The 14,473-nt window shown below is 45.5% G+C and carries 17 protein-coding genes; 14 read left to right on the top strand and 3 right to left on the bottom strand.

The features are described 5' to 3' along the window. The first annotated feature begins 7 nt into the window (after window positions 1-7). From O59_RS10645 to O59_RS10595, 11 genes are all read left to right on the top strand, one after another. On the top strand, window positions 8-1,726 hold the full coding sequence (locus O59_RS10645; RefSeq protein WP_007642461.1) for a GspE/PulE family protein: 1,719 nt from the start codon (window positions 8-10) through the stop codon (window positions 1,724-1,726). 18 nt (window positions 1,727-1,744) lie between these two features. After that, the gene (locus tag O59_RS10640; protein WP_007642460.1) at window positions 1,745-2,965 is read left to right on the top strand and encodes a type II secretion system F family protein; all 1,221 of its coding nucleotides are present in this window, start codon (window positions 1,745-1,747) and stop codon (window positions 2,963-2,965) included. A gap of 7 nt (window positions 2,966-2,972) precedes the next feature. Next, window positions 2,973-3,488 (top strand): hypothetical protein, encoded by a 516-nt coding sequence (locus O59_RS10635; RefSeq protein WP_040392196.1) that lies wholly within the window; start codon window positions 2,973-2,975, stop codon window positions 3,486-3,488. Between the two features lie 193 nt (window positions 3,489-3,681). Continuing rightward, window positions 3,682-4,104, top strand: coding sequence for a type II secretion system protein (locus O59_RS22230; protein WP_007642458.1), 423 nt, complete (start codon window positions 3,682-3,684; stop codon window positions 4,102-4,104). 30 nt (window positions 4,105-4,134) lie between these two features. Further along, entirely contained in the window at window positions 4,135-4,584 is a 450-nt protein-coding gene (locus O59_RS10625; RefSeq protein WP_007642457.1) for a type II secretion system protein, read from the top strand. Beyond that, on the top strand, window positions 4,568-5,014 hold the full coding sequence (locus O59_RS10620) for a prepilin-type N-terminal cleavage/methylation domain-containing protein (protein WP_007642456.1): 447 nt from the start codon (window positions 4,568-4,570) through the stop codon (window positions 5,012-5,014). Before O59_RS10625 ends, O59_RS10620 begins: the two co-directional genes overlap by 17 nt. Continuing rightward, complete coding sequence (locus tag O59_RS10615) at window positions 5,014-5,802, top strand: type II secretion system protein J (RefSeq protein ID WP_007642455.1); 789 nt, start codon at window positions 5,014-5,016, stop codon at window positions 5,800-5,802. Before O59_RS10620 ends, O59_RS10615 begins: the two co-directional genes overlap by 1 nt. Next, window positions 5,792-6,298 carry a pilus assembly PilX N-terminal domain-containing protein gene (locus tag O59_RS10610; protein ID WP_157152549.1) on the top strand — a complete coding sequence of 169 codons (507 nt, stop codon included), beginning with the start codon at window positions 5,792-5,794 and terminating at the stop codon, window positions 6,296-6,298. The genes O59_RS10615 and O59_RS10610 overlap by 11 nt, the downstream gene beginning before the upstream one ends. Beyond that, window positions 6,295-9,828: a LamG domain-containing protein gene (locus O59_RS10605; protein WP_007642452.1), complete on the top strand. Its 3,534-nt coding sequence runs from the start codon at window positions 6,295-6,297 to the stop codon at window positions 9,826-9,828. The genes O59_RS10610 and O59_RS10605 overlap by 4 nt, the downstream gene beginning before the upstream one ends. Next, window positions 9,815-10,072, top strand: a complete 258-nt coding sequence (locus O59_RS10600; protein WP_007642451.1) for a DUF6701 domain-containing protein — start codon at window positions 9,815-9,817, stop codon at window positions 10,070-10,072. Before O59_RS10605 ends, O59_RS10600 begins: the two co-directional genes overlap by 14 nt. A 24-nt stretch (window positions 10,073-10,096) precedes the next feature. Continuing rightward, window positions 10,097-10,510, top strand: a complete 414-nt coding sequence (locus tag O59_RS10595) for a DUF2721 domain-containing protein (protein WP_007642444.1) — start codon at window positions 10,097-10,099, stop codon at window positions 10,508-10,510. Between the two features lie 107 nt (window positions 10,511-10,617). Here the strand turns inward: O59_RS10595 and O59_RS10590 are convergent, their stop codons facing one another. Next, complete coding sequence (locus tag O59_RS10590) at window positions 10,618-11,145, bottom strand: glycine cleavage system protein R (RefSeq protein ID WP_040392189.1); 528 nt, start codon at window positions 11,143-11,145, stop codon at window positions 10,618-10,620. A 155-nt stretch (window positions 11,146-11,300) separates the two neighbouring features. Between O59_RS10590 and O59_RS10585 the strand changes: the two genes are divergently transcribed. Next, a complete protein-coding gene (locus O59_RS10585; RefSeq protein WP_007642442.1) occupies window positions 11,301-11,543 on the top strand; it encodes a YheU family protein in 243 nt (80 codons plus the stop codon). A 27-nt stretch (window positions 11,544-11,570) separates the two neighbouring features. Then, the gene (gene rlmM / locus O59_RS10580; RefSeq protein ID WP_007642441.1) at window positions 11,571-12,623 is read left to right on the top strand and encodes a 23S rRNA (cytidine(2498)-2'-O)-methyltransferase RlmM; all 1,053 of its coding nucleotides are present in this window, start codon (window positions 11,571-11,573) and stop codon (window positions 12,621-12,623) included. Window positions 12,624-12,691: 68 nt separating this feature from the next. On the opposite strand, the gene O59_RS10575 is transcribed toward rlmM, so the two are convergent. Continuing rightward, complete coding sequence (locus O59_RS10575; protein ID WP_151059407.1) at window positions 12,692-13,093, bottom strand: hypothetical protein; 402 nt, start codon at window positions 13,091-13,093, stop codon at window positions 12,692-12,694. A gap of 108 nt (window positions 13,094-13,201) precedes the next feature. Here O59_RS10575 and tusA point away from each other — a divergent pair, with 108 nt between their 5' ends. Continuing rightward, window positions 13,202-13,435, top strand: coding sequence for a sulfurtransferase TusA (gene tusA, locus O59_RS10570; RefSeq protein ID WP_007642439.1), 234 nt, complete (start codon window positions 13,202-13,204; stop codon window positions 13,433-13,435). A gap of 145 nt (window positions 13,436-13,580) precedes the next feature. Here tusA and O59_RS10565 read toward each other — a convergent pair whose 3' ends face one another. Beyond that, window positions 13,581-14,282 (bottom strand): hypothetical protein, encoded by a 702-nt coding sequence (locus O59_RS10565; RefSeq protein WP_040392187.1) that lies wholly within the window; start codon window positions 14,280-14,282, stop codon window positions 13,581-13,583. Window positions 14,283-14,473 lie beyond the last annotated feature (191 nt).

The following is a 14,473-nucleotide window of genomic DNA, read 5'->3' as shown; positions in this document are numbered from 1 at the left end:
ACCAGTTATGATGAATCTCGCTTCGCAAAAACGTATTCGTATCGGCGATTTACTCGTTGAAAAGAATATTATTTCGGAAACCCAATTGCAGCATGCCCTGCAAGAGCAAAAACTCACCGGCCGGAAATTGGGTGCCACGCTGGTTGAATTGGGTTATGTGGAAGAAAATGCATTGCTTAATCTGCTGTCGGCACAGCTGGATATTCCGTTCGTGGAGCTAAAACAATTTCGTTTTGATCGCACTTTGGTGCAACGTTTGCCGGAAACCAGTGCGCGCCGTTATCGCGTCATGTTATTGCGCGAGGATTTTGATGGCCTGTTGCTCGGCATGGCCGATCCAACCGATATTTTTTGCCTGGATGAATTGCAGCGCTTGCTGCAAAAAAATATTAAACCGGCGGTAGTGCGTGAATCCGAACTACTGGATATTTTGGATATCGCTTACACCCGTGCCAGTGAAATCGCCACCCTAGCCGGTGAATTGGACGAGGAACTGCAGGAATCAGCGGTGGATCTAGCGGAATTTGCGGTGGGTGCTGCCGACAGTGAAGCGCCGGTGGTGAAACTGCTGCAAAAAATATTTGAAGAGGCCATCAATACCAAAGCGTCTGATATTCATATAGAGCCGGATGAAAAAGTATTGCGTATTCGCACCCGTATCGACGGTGTTTTGTTAGAGCAGGTGATGAACGAAAAGCGTATCGCATCGGCACTGGTGGTGCGCTTGAAATTAATGTCGGGCATGGATATTTCTGAAAAACGTCTACCTCAAGACGGTCGTTTTAACTTAAAGGTTAAACACCACAATATTGATGTGCGTATCTCCACTATGCCGGTACAGTTTGGTGAATCGGTAGTTATGCGTCTGCTCGATCAAACTGATGGGGTTAGGCCGTTAGATGCGGTGGGTATGCCGCCTCATTTAATAGAGCGTTTCCGCAAAATTATTACTCGCCCCCACGGCTTGGTATTAGTGACCGGCCCAACGGGCAGTGGTAAAACCACCACTCTTTATGGCGCCTTGTCAGAATTAAATAAGCCAGAGAAAAAAATCATCACCGTGGAGGATCCGGTGGAGTATCGCTTGCCGCGCATTAGCCAGGTACAGCTGCATGAAAAAATTGGTTTAACGTTTGCGAGTGTGCTGCGCGCCACGTTGCGACAAGACCCGGATATTTTATTGGTGGGTGAGATTCGCGATGCAGAATCCGCCGAAATTGCGTTGCGCGCTTCCATGACCGGCCATATGGTGTTATCAACCTTACACACTAATGATGCTGTTACCTCCGCTATGCGTTTAATGGATATGGGAGTCGACGGTTATTTGGTAGCAACTGCGCTCAAGGCGATTGTTGCCCAGCGCTTGGTGCGACGTATTTGCTCCAGTTGTATTCATCCTTATTCACCGGATGCCAATGAGCAGCAATTGCTGGCGGCTATAGGTAAAGGGCGCGATTACAGTCATGTGGTTTTCAAAAAAGGGACTGGCTGCCCCCATTGTCACAATACGGGTTATCGCGGGCGTATTGGTATTTTTGAAATGTTGGAATTAAATCAAACCATGGCGGAAGCTCTGCGCATAAATGACCTCAATGCATTTATGCAGGCCGCTAATGCTGTGCCGGATTTTGTTAACTTAAGCGAGGCCGCATTAGGTTATGCGATAGAAGGGCTAACTACTCTGGATGAAGTGATGTCTATTTCTGCCCAGGTGAGTGAAATTTAAAACCATGAGAAAACTCTAATGGCGGTATATGAATTCAAAGGCCGCAATGCCGAAGGGCGTTTAATTACCGGGCAGGTGGATGCCTCCAGTCAAGATGCTGCTGTAAACCAATTACTTGGGCGCGGCATTACGCCCGTTGATATTAGCGAATTTATTGAACAGCTGAGTTTTTCTGAACGTTTTGCCCGCGCGACTAATCGTGGCCGTGTAGAAAAAGTAGAGCTGATTATGTTTTGCCGACAGATGCATACCATCAGTCGTGCGGGTATTCCGTTAGTAAAAGGGTTGCGTGGTCTGTCGGCATCACTGCGTAACTATGCGTTCCAGCAAGCGTTAAATGATGTGGTCGAGCGTTTGGAGGCGGGTGTAGAGCTGTCTACTGCGATGCGCGCGCACCCCAAAATTTTTGATAATTTATTTGTCAGCTTGGTCAGCGTAGGGGAAAACTCCGGTCGCCTGGATTTGGTATTCAAACAACTTAGCGAATATATGGAGCGTGATCTTGAAACCATCAAGAGCATCAAAACGGCATTGCGTTATCCCAGTTTTGTATTAATCGCCATTTCAATTGCGATAGTGGTTATCAACGTAAAAGTTATTCCGGCGTTTGCCAATTTATTTGCTACCTTTGGCGCTGACTTGCCATTGCCTACCCGTATTTTGATTGGCATTTCCGATTTTTTTGTCGATTTCTGGTTGTATTTGTTGCTGATTATTAGTGCCTTGGTGGCTTGGGTTTATCACTACATAAAAACCCCGGAGGGTAGCCGGGTGTGGGGGCGTAAAAAATTAAAATTGATTGTTGTGGGCGATATTATCGAACGCGCCTCTCTAGCGCGTTATGCGCGCTCATTTGGCTTGATGTTAAATGCGGGGTTGCCCTTATCCAATGCGCTGGAATTAAGTGCGCGCGCTGTGGATAACCCTTACTTGGGCGATAAAATTCGCGGTATTCGTGCAGGGGTGGAACGTGGTGAAGGATTATTTCAAACCCATTTGGTGAGCGGTATGTTTACGCCGCTGGTATTACAGATGATTTCTGTGGGCGAGGAGAGCGGCCAGGTAGATGCGCTGCTCGCCGAAGTTGCTGCGTTTTATGAAAGCGAAGTGGAATACGATGTAAAGCAACTCAGCGATAGAATCGAGCCAATCATGATTGTGATCATGGCGGGTTTTGTCACGGTTCTTGCGCTGGGTATTTTCTTGCCCATGTGGGATATGTATAGCATCCAAAAATGAGGCCGCTGTGATCCGAACCTACCATAATGGACGATTTGAATGGTTTGTGATCGCTACTGTGATCGCGCTAATCAGCGTGGTTGCGCTCAGTCGCTATTGGTTTATGGCAGAAGACGCGCGTATTCTGCGCATGGAAATTCTCGCTCATCGTTTTGTGACCGCCGCTGCGAACGCGCGCATTGAGTTTTTGGTCAGCAGTTTGGCGAGCAAGCACAATGCAGATGAGAGGCAAATTACCATTGCCAATCGCGTGGTATATTTTTCGCCACAAGCCTGGCCAGTGGCGGTGAGTGGCCCGGTTGTGGAGGGTTTTAGTTTGACGGAGGAGGATTGTGCGCAACTATGGGAGCTATTATTGCAAAACCCCGCCGCACTGAGCCGTTCTACACAGCCGAATGAGAGTGCTGAATATCAACTCTATGCTGGCGATTTAGTCTGCCGTTTTGAGTTGGTTAACAGCAATGCATTTTTTGATTATTACCCCATGGATGGCAGAATGCTGTTTACTGCAGGAGGCGAATAGAATTAACTATAAATTATTGGCTTAATAACTGGATTTGTTGTGTTATTTAGCTATATTTGGACTCAATACTATTGAGTTTAGTACGTAAATCCAACCGGGTTTGCGGCAGCAGGGATGTAGTAATAAATAAGCTATGCTTGTGGATACAAACGCTTTTGTTAACTTATCTTTTTTACTGTCGTGGAGTTTGGTTATGAAACAACAATCCGGTTTTACGTTGATCGAATTAATCGCTGTTATCGTTATTTTGGGTATATTGGCGGCAACTGCATTACCACGTTTTGTGGATTTATCTGAAGCAGCACGTGAATCCGCTTTACAGGGTGTTGCGGGTGCTTTGGGAAGTGCGGCAGCTTTGAATCACGCTAACAATATTGCTAGCGATGCAGGATTAACTACAACCTCAACCATAAGAAGTGTAGTCAATTGTACTGATGTTGAAGATTTGTTAGAAGGTGGACTGCCTACTGATATGGTTATTGCCGGCGATACAGGGTTAGGTGAAGGTGATGCTGGTGATTGTACTGTTGGCTATTCAGACGATGATATAACTACAGCCCCTGCGAGTTTTACTGCTTATGGTGTAACTCCTCCTGTTACTGCACCAACTCCGTAACTAGCGAGTTCACTTGAGTGTTCATTAAACGTGATCGCTAATTCACGAGGCTTTTCGCTCATTGAATTAATTACCGTAATGATTTTGCTCGGTATTCTTTCGATCACGCTTTTTTCACGCTTAGGCCCCGTTAACACAGCAGCAGTACAATCAGGCCGCGATGACATCATCGCGGCCTTATTTTTTGCGCAACAAACTGCGATGATGCGTAGCAACGGCGGCAATATTCGACTGGTTATCACCAGTAACAGTGTCAGTGTGACGGAAAATAATAATCCCATTGCGGTGACATCTACTTATTACCCGCTGGTTTTACCTCAAGGCGTTACGGCAACTACAACCGATGTGGACGGCGTGTTTATTTTTGACAAGCTGGGCCGTACTACGGCGGCAAGTATCACGCTTACCGGCTCTGGAAACACAGCAGGTACATCGGCAGTTATTCAGGTGGAGGCAAGTGGTTATGCTTACGCCAACTAAAAAAAATCAGTCAGGTGTGAGCCTGATTGAATTGATTGTATTTATTGTGGTGGTCAGTATTGCGCTCTTGGTGTTAGTGGGTATTTATCGCCAGGCGACCATTAATAATGCTGATCCCATTATTCGTATGCGTGCGCTGGAATCTGCACAATCCCTGCTCGATGAAATTATCTCCCTTAGATATGACGAAGCAACGCCAACAGGTGGTGTTCCTGCATGCTCAACTGTTGGAGCGATTGCTTGTAATAATTTACCTGATGACAATATGAACGACGTCGATGACTATCATAATTTTAGCGATACACCTTATCCAAATTATGTGCGTTCAGTGAGTGTGACAACCGCCAATAACATCAAATTAATTACCGTCAGTGTGACCACACCCACTAGCGAAACCTTTTTGTTATCTGCCGAGCGAGCCAATTTTTAATGCGTAACGTGCGCGCTGATCTGCAGAACTCCTCTGTGCGTGGTTTTACGCTGGTGGAGTTAATTGCGGTGATGGTGATTTTATCCATTATCGCCACCATTGGTGTGGGTTTTGTCGTGCGCGCAACCGAGTCTTACCAGAGCACACAAACCCGCGCCTTACTGGTAAATACCGCTCGACAATCCATTGAACGCATGACGCGGCAATTGCGCGGCGCCTTGCCTTATTCGGTGCGTTTAACCAACGCTGATCAGTGTCTGCAGTTTATGCCGATCGCGGCGGGTGGTAATTATTTCAATGCAGTGCCTGATCAGCAAAATGGCGCAGCACCATCTGCAACTATTCCCGCCTCACCGGTTACGGTGGATTTTGGTACTGCAAACCATGTTGCGATTGGAGCAATGAGCGCAGCAGAAATTTATGGTTCATCGCCCACTTCGTTGGTGGGATATTCCGGTTATACCAGCAGCGCTTTGCAATTATCCACTGCAAAACAATGGCTGCGTAATTCCATCAATAAGCGTTTTTATTTATTGGATGATGCTCAGGCGTTTTGTTTAGTCGGTAATGAATTGCGGTTTTACAGTGGTATTAATCCACAAGCTTCGAATGTAACCTTAACTGATAGCTCCGATATTCTGGCGCGCGGTATTGCTGGTGCAGAGCCATTTACACTTGCTAATGGCTCAGAGAATCGCAATACCCGTGTGACCATAGCATTGGATTTTACCAGCGGTGGCGAAACGATTAATTACATCCAGCGGGTACTTATTCGCAATGTTCCCTAATTCTCGCTCTTTAAAACAGGTGAATTCCCAGCGTGGATTTTTATTGCCGCTGGCGCTGTTTATTATTGTGGTAATGGGCGTCTTGGCATTAACTATTTCTCGTACGGCTACACAATCCCAAACGGCGGTGGTGCAGGAATTTATTAGCCTGCAAAGTTTTTACGCGGCAGAAAGTGGTGCACAGCGGGGTATGAAAGCATTATTTTTTGATGTGAATGGTCGCCAAGCGGCGGATGCTGCGTGCCTAGCTATGAATTTAAATCCGGATTACAGTGGAATCGATGGCCTTAGTGCTTGTACTGTGGCTGTTGATTGTACTTGCCGCTACCAAAATGGGAATGATTGTACGCCTGCAAATGCGACAAACTATTCACCTATGGCAACGGCCGATGTGCTGAAAAGTTTTTATACGGTTACTAGCGAAGGCACCTGTGGGGAAAATGAATATCGCGCTGAGCGTAGTATTCAAGCTGGCGCGTTTTTGGAGCAGGAATGATGAATTATTTCCTCAGTTTCAAATACATAAAATTTATTATTGCATTCTTGCTGTTAACAAATGCTTCTTATGCTTTAGCCGTTGCCTGTTCAGATATTTTCACCAATGGTATTCAGGCACATGCCCCTAATGGGAATATTAGATTGAGGTATCACTCAACTATCACCGGCGGCAGTGCAACTCTTGCTGCGCGAACACTTACGGACGATAGCGCTTGGTTAGCGTGCAGCGGTAGTAGTTGTGTTGTTACGGGAACTGCGGCAACTAAATCGACACCAACATTTTTAACCGGAAATGGTACTAACGGCGCGGTTAATATTGGCTATCAGGGGAGTGCGACAATTAACGCTGGTAGTTATACAGCAATAAATGTGGGTCAAGAGGCAACACTTACTTTTAATAGCGAAAATGGTGTGTATTACACCGGCGCGGTGACGACTAATTTTAAATCCATTTTACGTTTACAATCGGGTGACTACTGGATTAATGGCAATCTCACCATTGCACAGGAAACGGTATTGCGGCGTATTGCATCATCGGGGCCCACTCGTATTTTTGTAAATGGAAGTGTGACTTTTGGTTTTAAGGCGTTCACTGAGGGTTTTGCTTCAAATCAACTCTTAATTTATGCAACTGGATCAATTACCAGCGAGAATGAATTAAATTTTACCGGTTATATGTATGCCGGAGGAAATATATCTCTTGATTTCAAATCAGTTGTTAATGGTGCTGTGTCTGGTGCAAATTTTATTGGTGCAGGTAATGAAGTAACCATTAACTATCAAGGATCGAATTTATCTTCTGCTGATTTTTCCCCATTTTGTAGTGGCGCGACAGTAACACCAGTGCTGCTGGGATCATGGAATATGGACGAGGGGAGCTGGAAAGGTTCCGCCAACGAAGTACGCGACACCAGTGGCAATGGCAATCATGGTCGCGCCGCAATCGCTGCAGGAAGTTCAGTTTTACCTTCCACGTCTTCTGGTAATCCTGCTTATATCAATGGCAACCAAAACACCTGTTATTACGGTGCTTTTGATGGCACAGGTTCCCCTGCACGCAGCCATAGCTATGTTGAACTAACGGGTTTTCCGGCACTGCCGCAAGGCTTTACATTTGCAGCCTGGATTCGTTCAACTAACGCTAGCGCTCAACATCAACGAATTTTAGTCCGCGACGATGCACAAAATGGTTGGGGCTTTAGTTTGGCTGATGGAACAGGACAGCCGAAGTTGCGTTTTTTTAGCAGAAATATTGCTAACAACGGCGCCGTGACCGGCCAAGGCACTAATCCAAACTGCGGTGCATTTTGTGTAGATACCAACCCCGTTATCAGTAGTAACGCTTGGCACTATGTCGCTGCTGCCGTTGATACATCAGCTAAAACTGTGACGCTCTATGTCTATAACCAATCACTGACCTTATTAGCAAAGGCTACGGGGGCTTATACGGGAACATGGTCAGATGGTTCGGGGCTGGCGGCGATTGGTGGTGAAACATCGGCTTCAGCTGAAGGGCGTACATCTTCATTTCATTTTTTGGGTAATATTGATGAAGTCAATATTTATTCGGGTGCATTGCCGCAGGCTAATATTGAAAATCTAATGCGCACGGCCCGGGTATGTTCAGGGCCGGATCATTATGAGATAGAAGTGGCTGCAGAAAGTATTGCCTGCGAGGGAGCCAAGGTGACGGTACGCGTTTGTGCGGATAGTGCTGTGCCATGTAATAGAGATTTCTCAGTTAACACTAATGTGAGTTTATCGGCTACCGCGGGTACATTGAACGCGTCCACGTTAACGCTCTCTGCTGGTGAGGCGTCTACCAAGTTGTTATATAGCAATGCCGTAGAAGATGCGGTTGCTACATTAAACCTGACAAGTGTCGCTACTGCGGCTAACAATTCCACCAAGTGTTGCACTGGAACCTCCAGTTGTTTAGTTGCATCGAGTTGCAGCTCTCGTTTTAATCGTGCGGGATTTATTTTTTCTGAAACAGCTGCAACAACACAGAATATCCCTACTCAAATTTCCGGTGTTACCAATAATAATCTATACCTTCGTTCGGTTAGGACGGATGATAAAACAGGTGCGTGCGCCGCACGTTTTACGTCGCCACAAACAGTTCAGCTGGCTTATAAATGTATAAACCCCACAACTTGTATCGCAGGTCAAACATTAAACTTGGCAGGAACATCAATTATATCTAACGCTGGTGCCGTCGCAGATGGCAGCGTAGTTTATAGCAATAAAGCAGTAAATTTTAATGCAACTGGCGCAGCGAATATTCCGTTTAATTATTCCGATGTTGGTCAAATAAGATTGTTGGCGCGGTTAGCATTAAATGCGGGTGGCGGGGAACCTGCGTATACGTTTACTGGTGTTAGCAATGACTTTGTGGTTAAACCTCATAGCCTTGTTGTTTCTGCAGTAACCACTGCAAGCAATATAAATAATCCCGGTACAACGAGCAGTGGTGCAGGTTTTGTGGCGGCAGGTGAAAAATTTAATGTGAACTTGCAGTCACGAAATGCATCTGGAAATCCCACACCTAATTTTGGTCGAGAAGAAACCCCGGAAATAAATCAGTTAGCCATAATTGAAAACGCATTAAGTTATCCGGCTAGTGGCAGTTTAACTGAGATTACCATTGGCGGGGCGTTTACTACAACCAGCCCAGCTGGCACCTTTATTAATCCAGACATTCAATGGAATCAGGTAGGCAGCTTAACAATTAGACCTTATTTGCTGGACAATGATTACTTGGGGGCTGGTGATATACCTAACAAACCTGCCAGCGGCGTTATTGGTCGCTTTTATCCTAATATGTTCGACTTGATGAATACGGATGCAATAGTAACTTGCAGTGGTTTTTTGTATATGGGAATGCCATTCAATGTTGATTCAACGACTCCTAGTACTAAAGGGTTGGATTTCATGTTGCGTGCTTTGGATAAGGGAGGCAATCCGGTAACGAATTATGATTTAGCCAAGGGTTATGCTGTTGCATCAATTCCATTTTTTATGTTTAACACTGAGATCAATTTTTTGTCTCGCTTGAAAAATAATTCTGTTGCTATCAGTGCTCCTATTTGGATCAATGGTGTTGCTGCTATCAGCGAGCCAAACGCGCAGTTTTCTCGAGCAAACACACCCGATGGTCCATACTCCGGGGTGAAACTTGGTATAGGTGTACAGGATTGTTTAGATAAACGGCAGCTCTCTGATGCCAATCTTACTGTTGATACAACTGGTGGTTGTGGTGCGCCGGAAAATAATGCTTATGAGCTAGCTCAATTTGAGGTGCGTTACGGCCGCCTCCGCTTGGATGATGCCTTCGGCCCTGAAACTGCTAACCTGCCGGTGAATTTTTCCACTGAATATTGGTTGGGTAATCGTTTTATAGACAATCAGGATGACAGCTGCACGAAAATTCTACGCAGTGCAATTACCTATCCAGCGGGCAATATTTCGGTGCCAGCTAACTTAACTGTAGCGCTTAATGGGGGGGGCGACGGTGGGGAATTATGACTCTAGCACTGCCACAGAAATTAATTTTACCAGCGGCAATGCTAATCACTTTTTCTCTGCGCCGGGTGTTGGGGTGACGGGTAGTTTTGACGTAAAAGTTGATTTAACTTCGTACCCGTGGCTTCGTTTTGATTGGAATCAGGATGGTGATTATTCCGATACAACAATTCCTGATGCTGAATTTGGTTTCGGCAGCTATCGTGGTCATGACCGCATTATTTATTGGCGTGAACGTTTTCAATAATTGAGGTTTTACAAACGTATTTTTATGGAAATGACTATTACCACTCCCAGTTTATTGTTTCCTGCCATCTCGTTACTAATGCTGGCTTATACCAATCGTTTTGTGACGCTGGCGAATGTGATTCGGCAGCTGAGTAATCTGGAAAATGCCCCTAGCCGTGATATCGTGATTCGCCAAATCGACAACCTGCGTATTCGCATGACAGTGATCCGATTTATGCAGGCGTTTGGGGTTTTATCGTTTGTGTTTTGTACCCTGTCTATGTTTTCGCTGTTGCTGGCATTTCAGGTGGCAGGTATGTATTTATTTGCGGCGAGTTTGATACTGCTAGTGGTGTCTTTGCTTTTTTCATTTTACGAAGTGAACATTTCTACCAAGGCGATCAATATCGAACTGGAAAAGTTTGATGCGGTGATGCAAAAACACAAACACGACTAGCGATTGCTTCTGCAGCAAGGTCTTTAAGGTTAATAAAAATGGCAGCGAATGGCTGCCATTTTTGTCCGCGCAATAAAGCCCATAAGGAGAGCAGGGGCCTAACAGCATTATCGCTCGGTGGACGATTCCAGGCGTATATCAACTGCCAGTTCATCGGCAATTTTATCCAGGTAGTCATATAGCTCATTCATATCGACCGATTTAGGCACCTCAATCACACCCGTGGCCTCAAACAGCGGTTCGCCGGACCAAGGCATACTTGAACACGCCGTTTCCAGCTCGCCCATGTTAATATGGCGTGCGGCGAAAGCTTGGGCTATTTCGCGTACAATACCGGGCCTATCATTGCCCACGACGCTAAAGCTAAATTCACGGCAATCGGGTTTGCTAATAGTAACGGCGTCTTCGATAACGATTTTCAGCCCTTTTTCGGCCAATTGATTCAGTGCAGTACGCAGCTCCGCCAGATGTGACTCCGCAACGGCAACCTGCAGGATACCCGCGAACTTACCAGCCAAGTGTGCCATACGGCTTTCAAGCCAATTGCCATGGTGTTGGTTAATAGTGTGTGCAAGCAGTTCCACAACACCGGGGCGATCGTCACAAATTACAGTTAAAACAAGTTGTGTATTCACGGCAATTCCTTAATGGTTATTGATTCGGTGTTTTTAGATTATTTATCCATTCGCTAAGCGGTTAATTCGCTGTGTTATCCAGTTTAAGATTACTCTGCTTGTTGTTACTGAACAAGCTGTGAGTGAACCCCTATTGTTAAGTCAGAGATAAGCCGATGATTATTCCCTATGAACAATTATCGAGCGATGCCTTGCAAGGACTGATAGAAGAGTTTATTACCCGTGACGGTACTGATTACGGTGTAGAGGAAGTATCGCTCGCAACTAAAGTTGAGCAAGTTAAAAAACTGTTAAAGCGTCGCGAGGTAGTGGTGGTGTTTGATTTTTCGACCGAGTCCGCCAGTTTGCTTACTCGTCACGATGCTGAGCTTATCGCGCAGAATAATACTGCCGATTAATTTTTTACTCTTTATGATGAGAATATTGTGAATCATTTATTTTTGCATTGTCGCGCAGGATTTGAAAAAGAATGTGCGGCGGAAATATCCGATCTGGCTGCTGGTTTGGGTATCTATGGTTACAGTAAAACCAAAGACAATAGCGCCTATGTACTTTTTATTACCCACGAACCGGATGGTGCGGACAATCTGATGAAGCTGTTGGGGTTTCGCAAATTGATTTTTGCTCGCCAATGGTTCGTGTGCGCTGGTTTAATTGATGATTTACCGGTTACTGATCGTGTGACTCCCCTCTGTGCGGCTGCGGCGGCTTTGCCAAAAACCTGCGAATTAATCATTGAGACAGTCGATACCAACGAAGGTAAAGAGCTGTCGGGTTTAAGTAAAAAAATCACTGCACCCTTTGAGAAAGCGCTGCGTGCTGCCCAATTGGTTTATGCCAAAAGCCCAATGCGTCTGCATTTGGTATTTATTTCCGGTACTCAGGCTTATGTGGGTTTTAGCCCCATTTACAATTCATCGCAGTGGCCTATGGGGATTGCCCGTTTGCGTTTACCCAAAGAGGCGCCTAGTCGTGCCACCTTAAAGCTTGAAGAAGCTTGGCATCATTTTATTCCCGCCGAAGAGTGGGATACTCGCTTGGTATCGGGCATGCGGGCGGTAGATCTGGGGGCAGCACCCGGTGGCTGGACCTGGCAGCTGGTGCAGCGCGGAATGTATGTAGAGGCCGTAGATAACGGGCCTATGGATAAAAATCTGCTGGAAACCGGGCAGGTATTGCATATTTTGACCGACGGTTTTTTATATGAACCAAAAAAGCCAGTGCACTGGTTGGTCTGCGATATTGTAGATAAACCCGCGCGAGTGACCAGTATGATTATTCGCTGGTTCACTAAAAAACATTGTCGCGAAGCCATTTTTAATTTGAAGCTACCAATGAAGCAGCGTTATGCCGAAGTGAAAAAATGTGAAGAGCGGATTCGCGCTGAGTTGGAAAAGGCGGGGTTTAAATTGGATATTCAATTTAAGCAGCTGTATCACGATCGTGAAGAAGTAACAGGATATTTGCGAGTGTATTAATCCTTGTGTGAGTTGGCGATAAGTTGATCGCCAACTCACTAGCTGGTTTTTTGTTAGATGCTTAAAACTTAATGATAAGAGGTGCGGTCATTTTGATCCGCTGCAGTATTTTGCAAAACCCATTCGGTGAGTTGTACCCAATCTTCAATAAGGGTTCGCAGCAGTGTCATGTGGCCCGGAGGAAGATTTTTATCACGCAACGCGCTCTCGCCAATCTCGGTTAATACCGATACTATTTTGCCAATAGTGTGTGCTTTGAGCGAATCCAGAACCTGGGAATTGAGTAACATTTCGCCGGTATAGGCAGATTGCAGATCTTCGTAGGAAACATTGGGTATTGTATCTATTGCTTGTTTGACTGCGTGAGCCAAAAGAGGGTTGTTATTGCGCAGCAAACGAAACGTAAGTTCCAGTGCTTGGCGGCTAAAAAAGTCTGTCGGCATATAATCTACTGCTGGTTTCCGAGACATCGAACCTGGTTCCTCGGTAGTGAAATTTTCTCCTACACTTTTTTCCATTATTGATAGCATAGCAACTTCACTGTTCTTCGCTTGTGTATTTATAGACGATTTAAAACTATGAATTTAGAAATTGATAAAACTTTAGATACCTGCGGTTTACTCTGCCCTGAGCCGGTAATGATGCTTCATAAAACCATGCGCGAAACTGATTCGGGGCGTGTGATAGAGGTGATTGCCACCGATCCTTCAACGCTGCGCGACATTCCAAAGTTTTGTTTATTTTTGGGGCATGAACTTATCGAACAACAGCAAACGGAAAAAAATTATATTTTTTATATTCGCAAAGCGTAGAAAACTATTTTTTCTACGTGTTTGGTTATAATTGCGCCATATCAAAAACAGATAGCCATAAAAAAACGCCGCTAATGCGGCGTTTTTTTTAAGCAGTTACAGCCTTGATGCATTGACTATTTTTTGTCGCAAGCTATCGATCTTTTTATTGCAAACCGTCTACCAGTAAGGAAATAGCGGCCATTGCTTCGGGATCTTCTGCTTTGATCTTGTTTGCTATCTGATGCTGGAAGAAGTAACGGAAATTGTCACTGGCTTGAGCCTCGTAAAGTGAGTCATCGCCTGGTAATACAGGTGTACTGACTACTTTGGTTGGGTCACTGATCATGGCGTATACACTACCGTCGTAATGCAGGCTCCAACTCACCACTTCAACTAGCGTCAAGCGCTTGCTATCCGCAGTTGCCAATACAGCATGAGTACCAATAGTGTCGGGCAATTCCTGAATAACGTCATCGCCACTTTCACACTCTACTTCGTAGTATTCTGCCGCAGTCTCAAGCTCAATCACTTTATGCATTGGTGCTTCAAAGAACAGCTCATCAATACCCGGATCGTAATATCCTTCCCAGTGACCGTTAAGTGGGTCGCACAGATCGGGGCAGGGAACAATATCGTTTAACCAAGGCACAAGCCCAACCACTTCACCATTGGCACGCAGGCCCCAGCAAAGGATTTTAAGGCTGTAGAGTTTGTCGGAGCTGGTATCGTTGGAGTAGAGCATTTCCAGCCCATCCAATTCAGGAGAGAGGCGGATAAAACGCTCGTCGTGCAGCGCGGAGTAAGTCTTCTTCGTGAAGAGATCAACCACATTATCCATGTTGTGGCCTGTGTGCGAGGTCTTCATAATACCACCCCCTAAAGTGAGGCGAGTCACCGCTTTGCAGCGATGCCCAGACGACGGTTTTAAGGTCACCATCACTATATAAGGTATATGCTAAATCCCCAAAGCACAACCGCTATGGGTAAAAATTTTATTCCATCGATTTATGTCAGGCTGATTTTTAAGCATTCTGAATTTATAACCCCCGGTTTCCG

Origin of the sequence: Cellvibrio sp. BR, assembly GCF_000263355.1 — a bacterium.
Classification (GTDB): domain Bacteria; phylum Pseudomonadota; class Gammaproteobacteria; order Pseudomonadales; family Cellvibrionaceae; genus Cellvibrio.
This window is presented reverse-complemented; position numbering and strand designations above follow the sequence as displayed.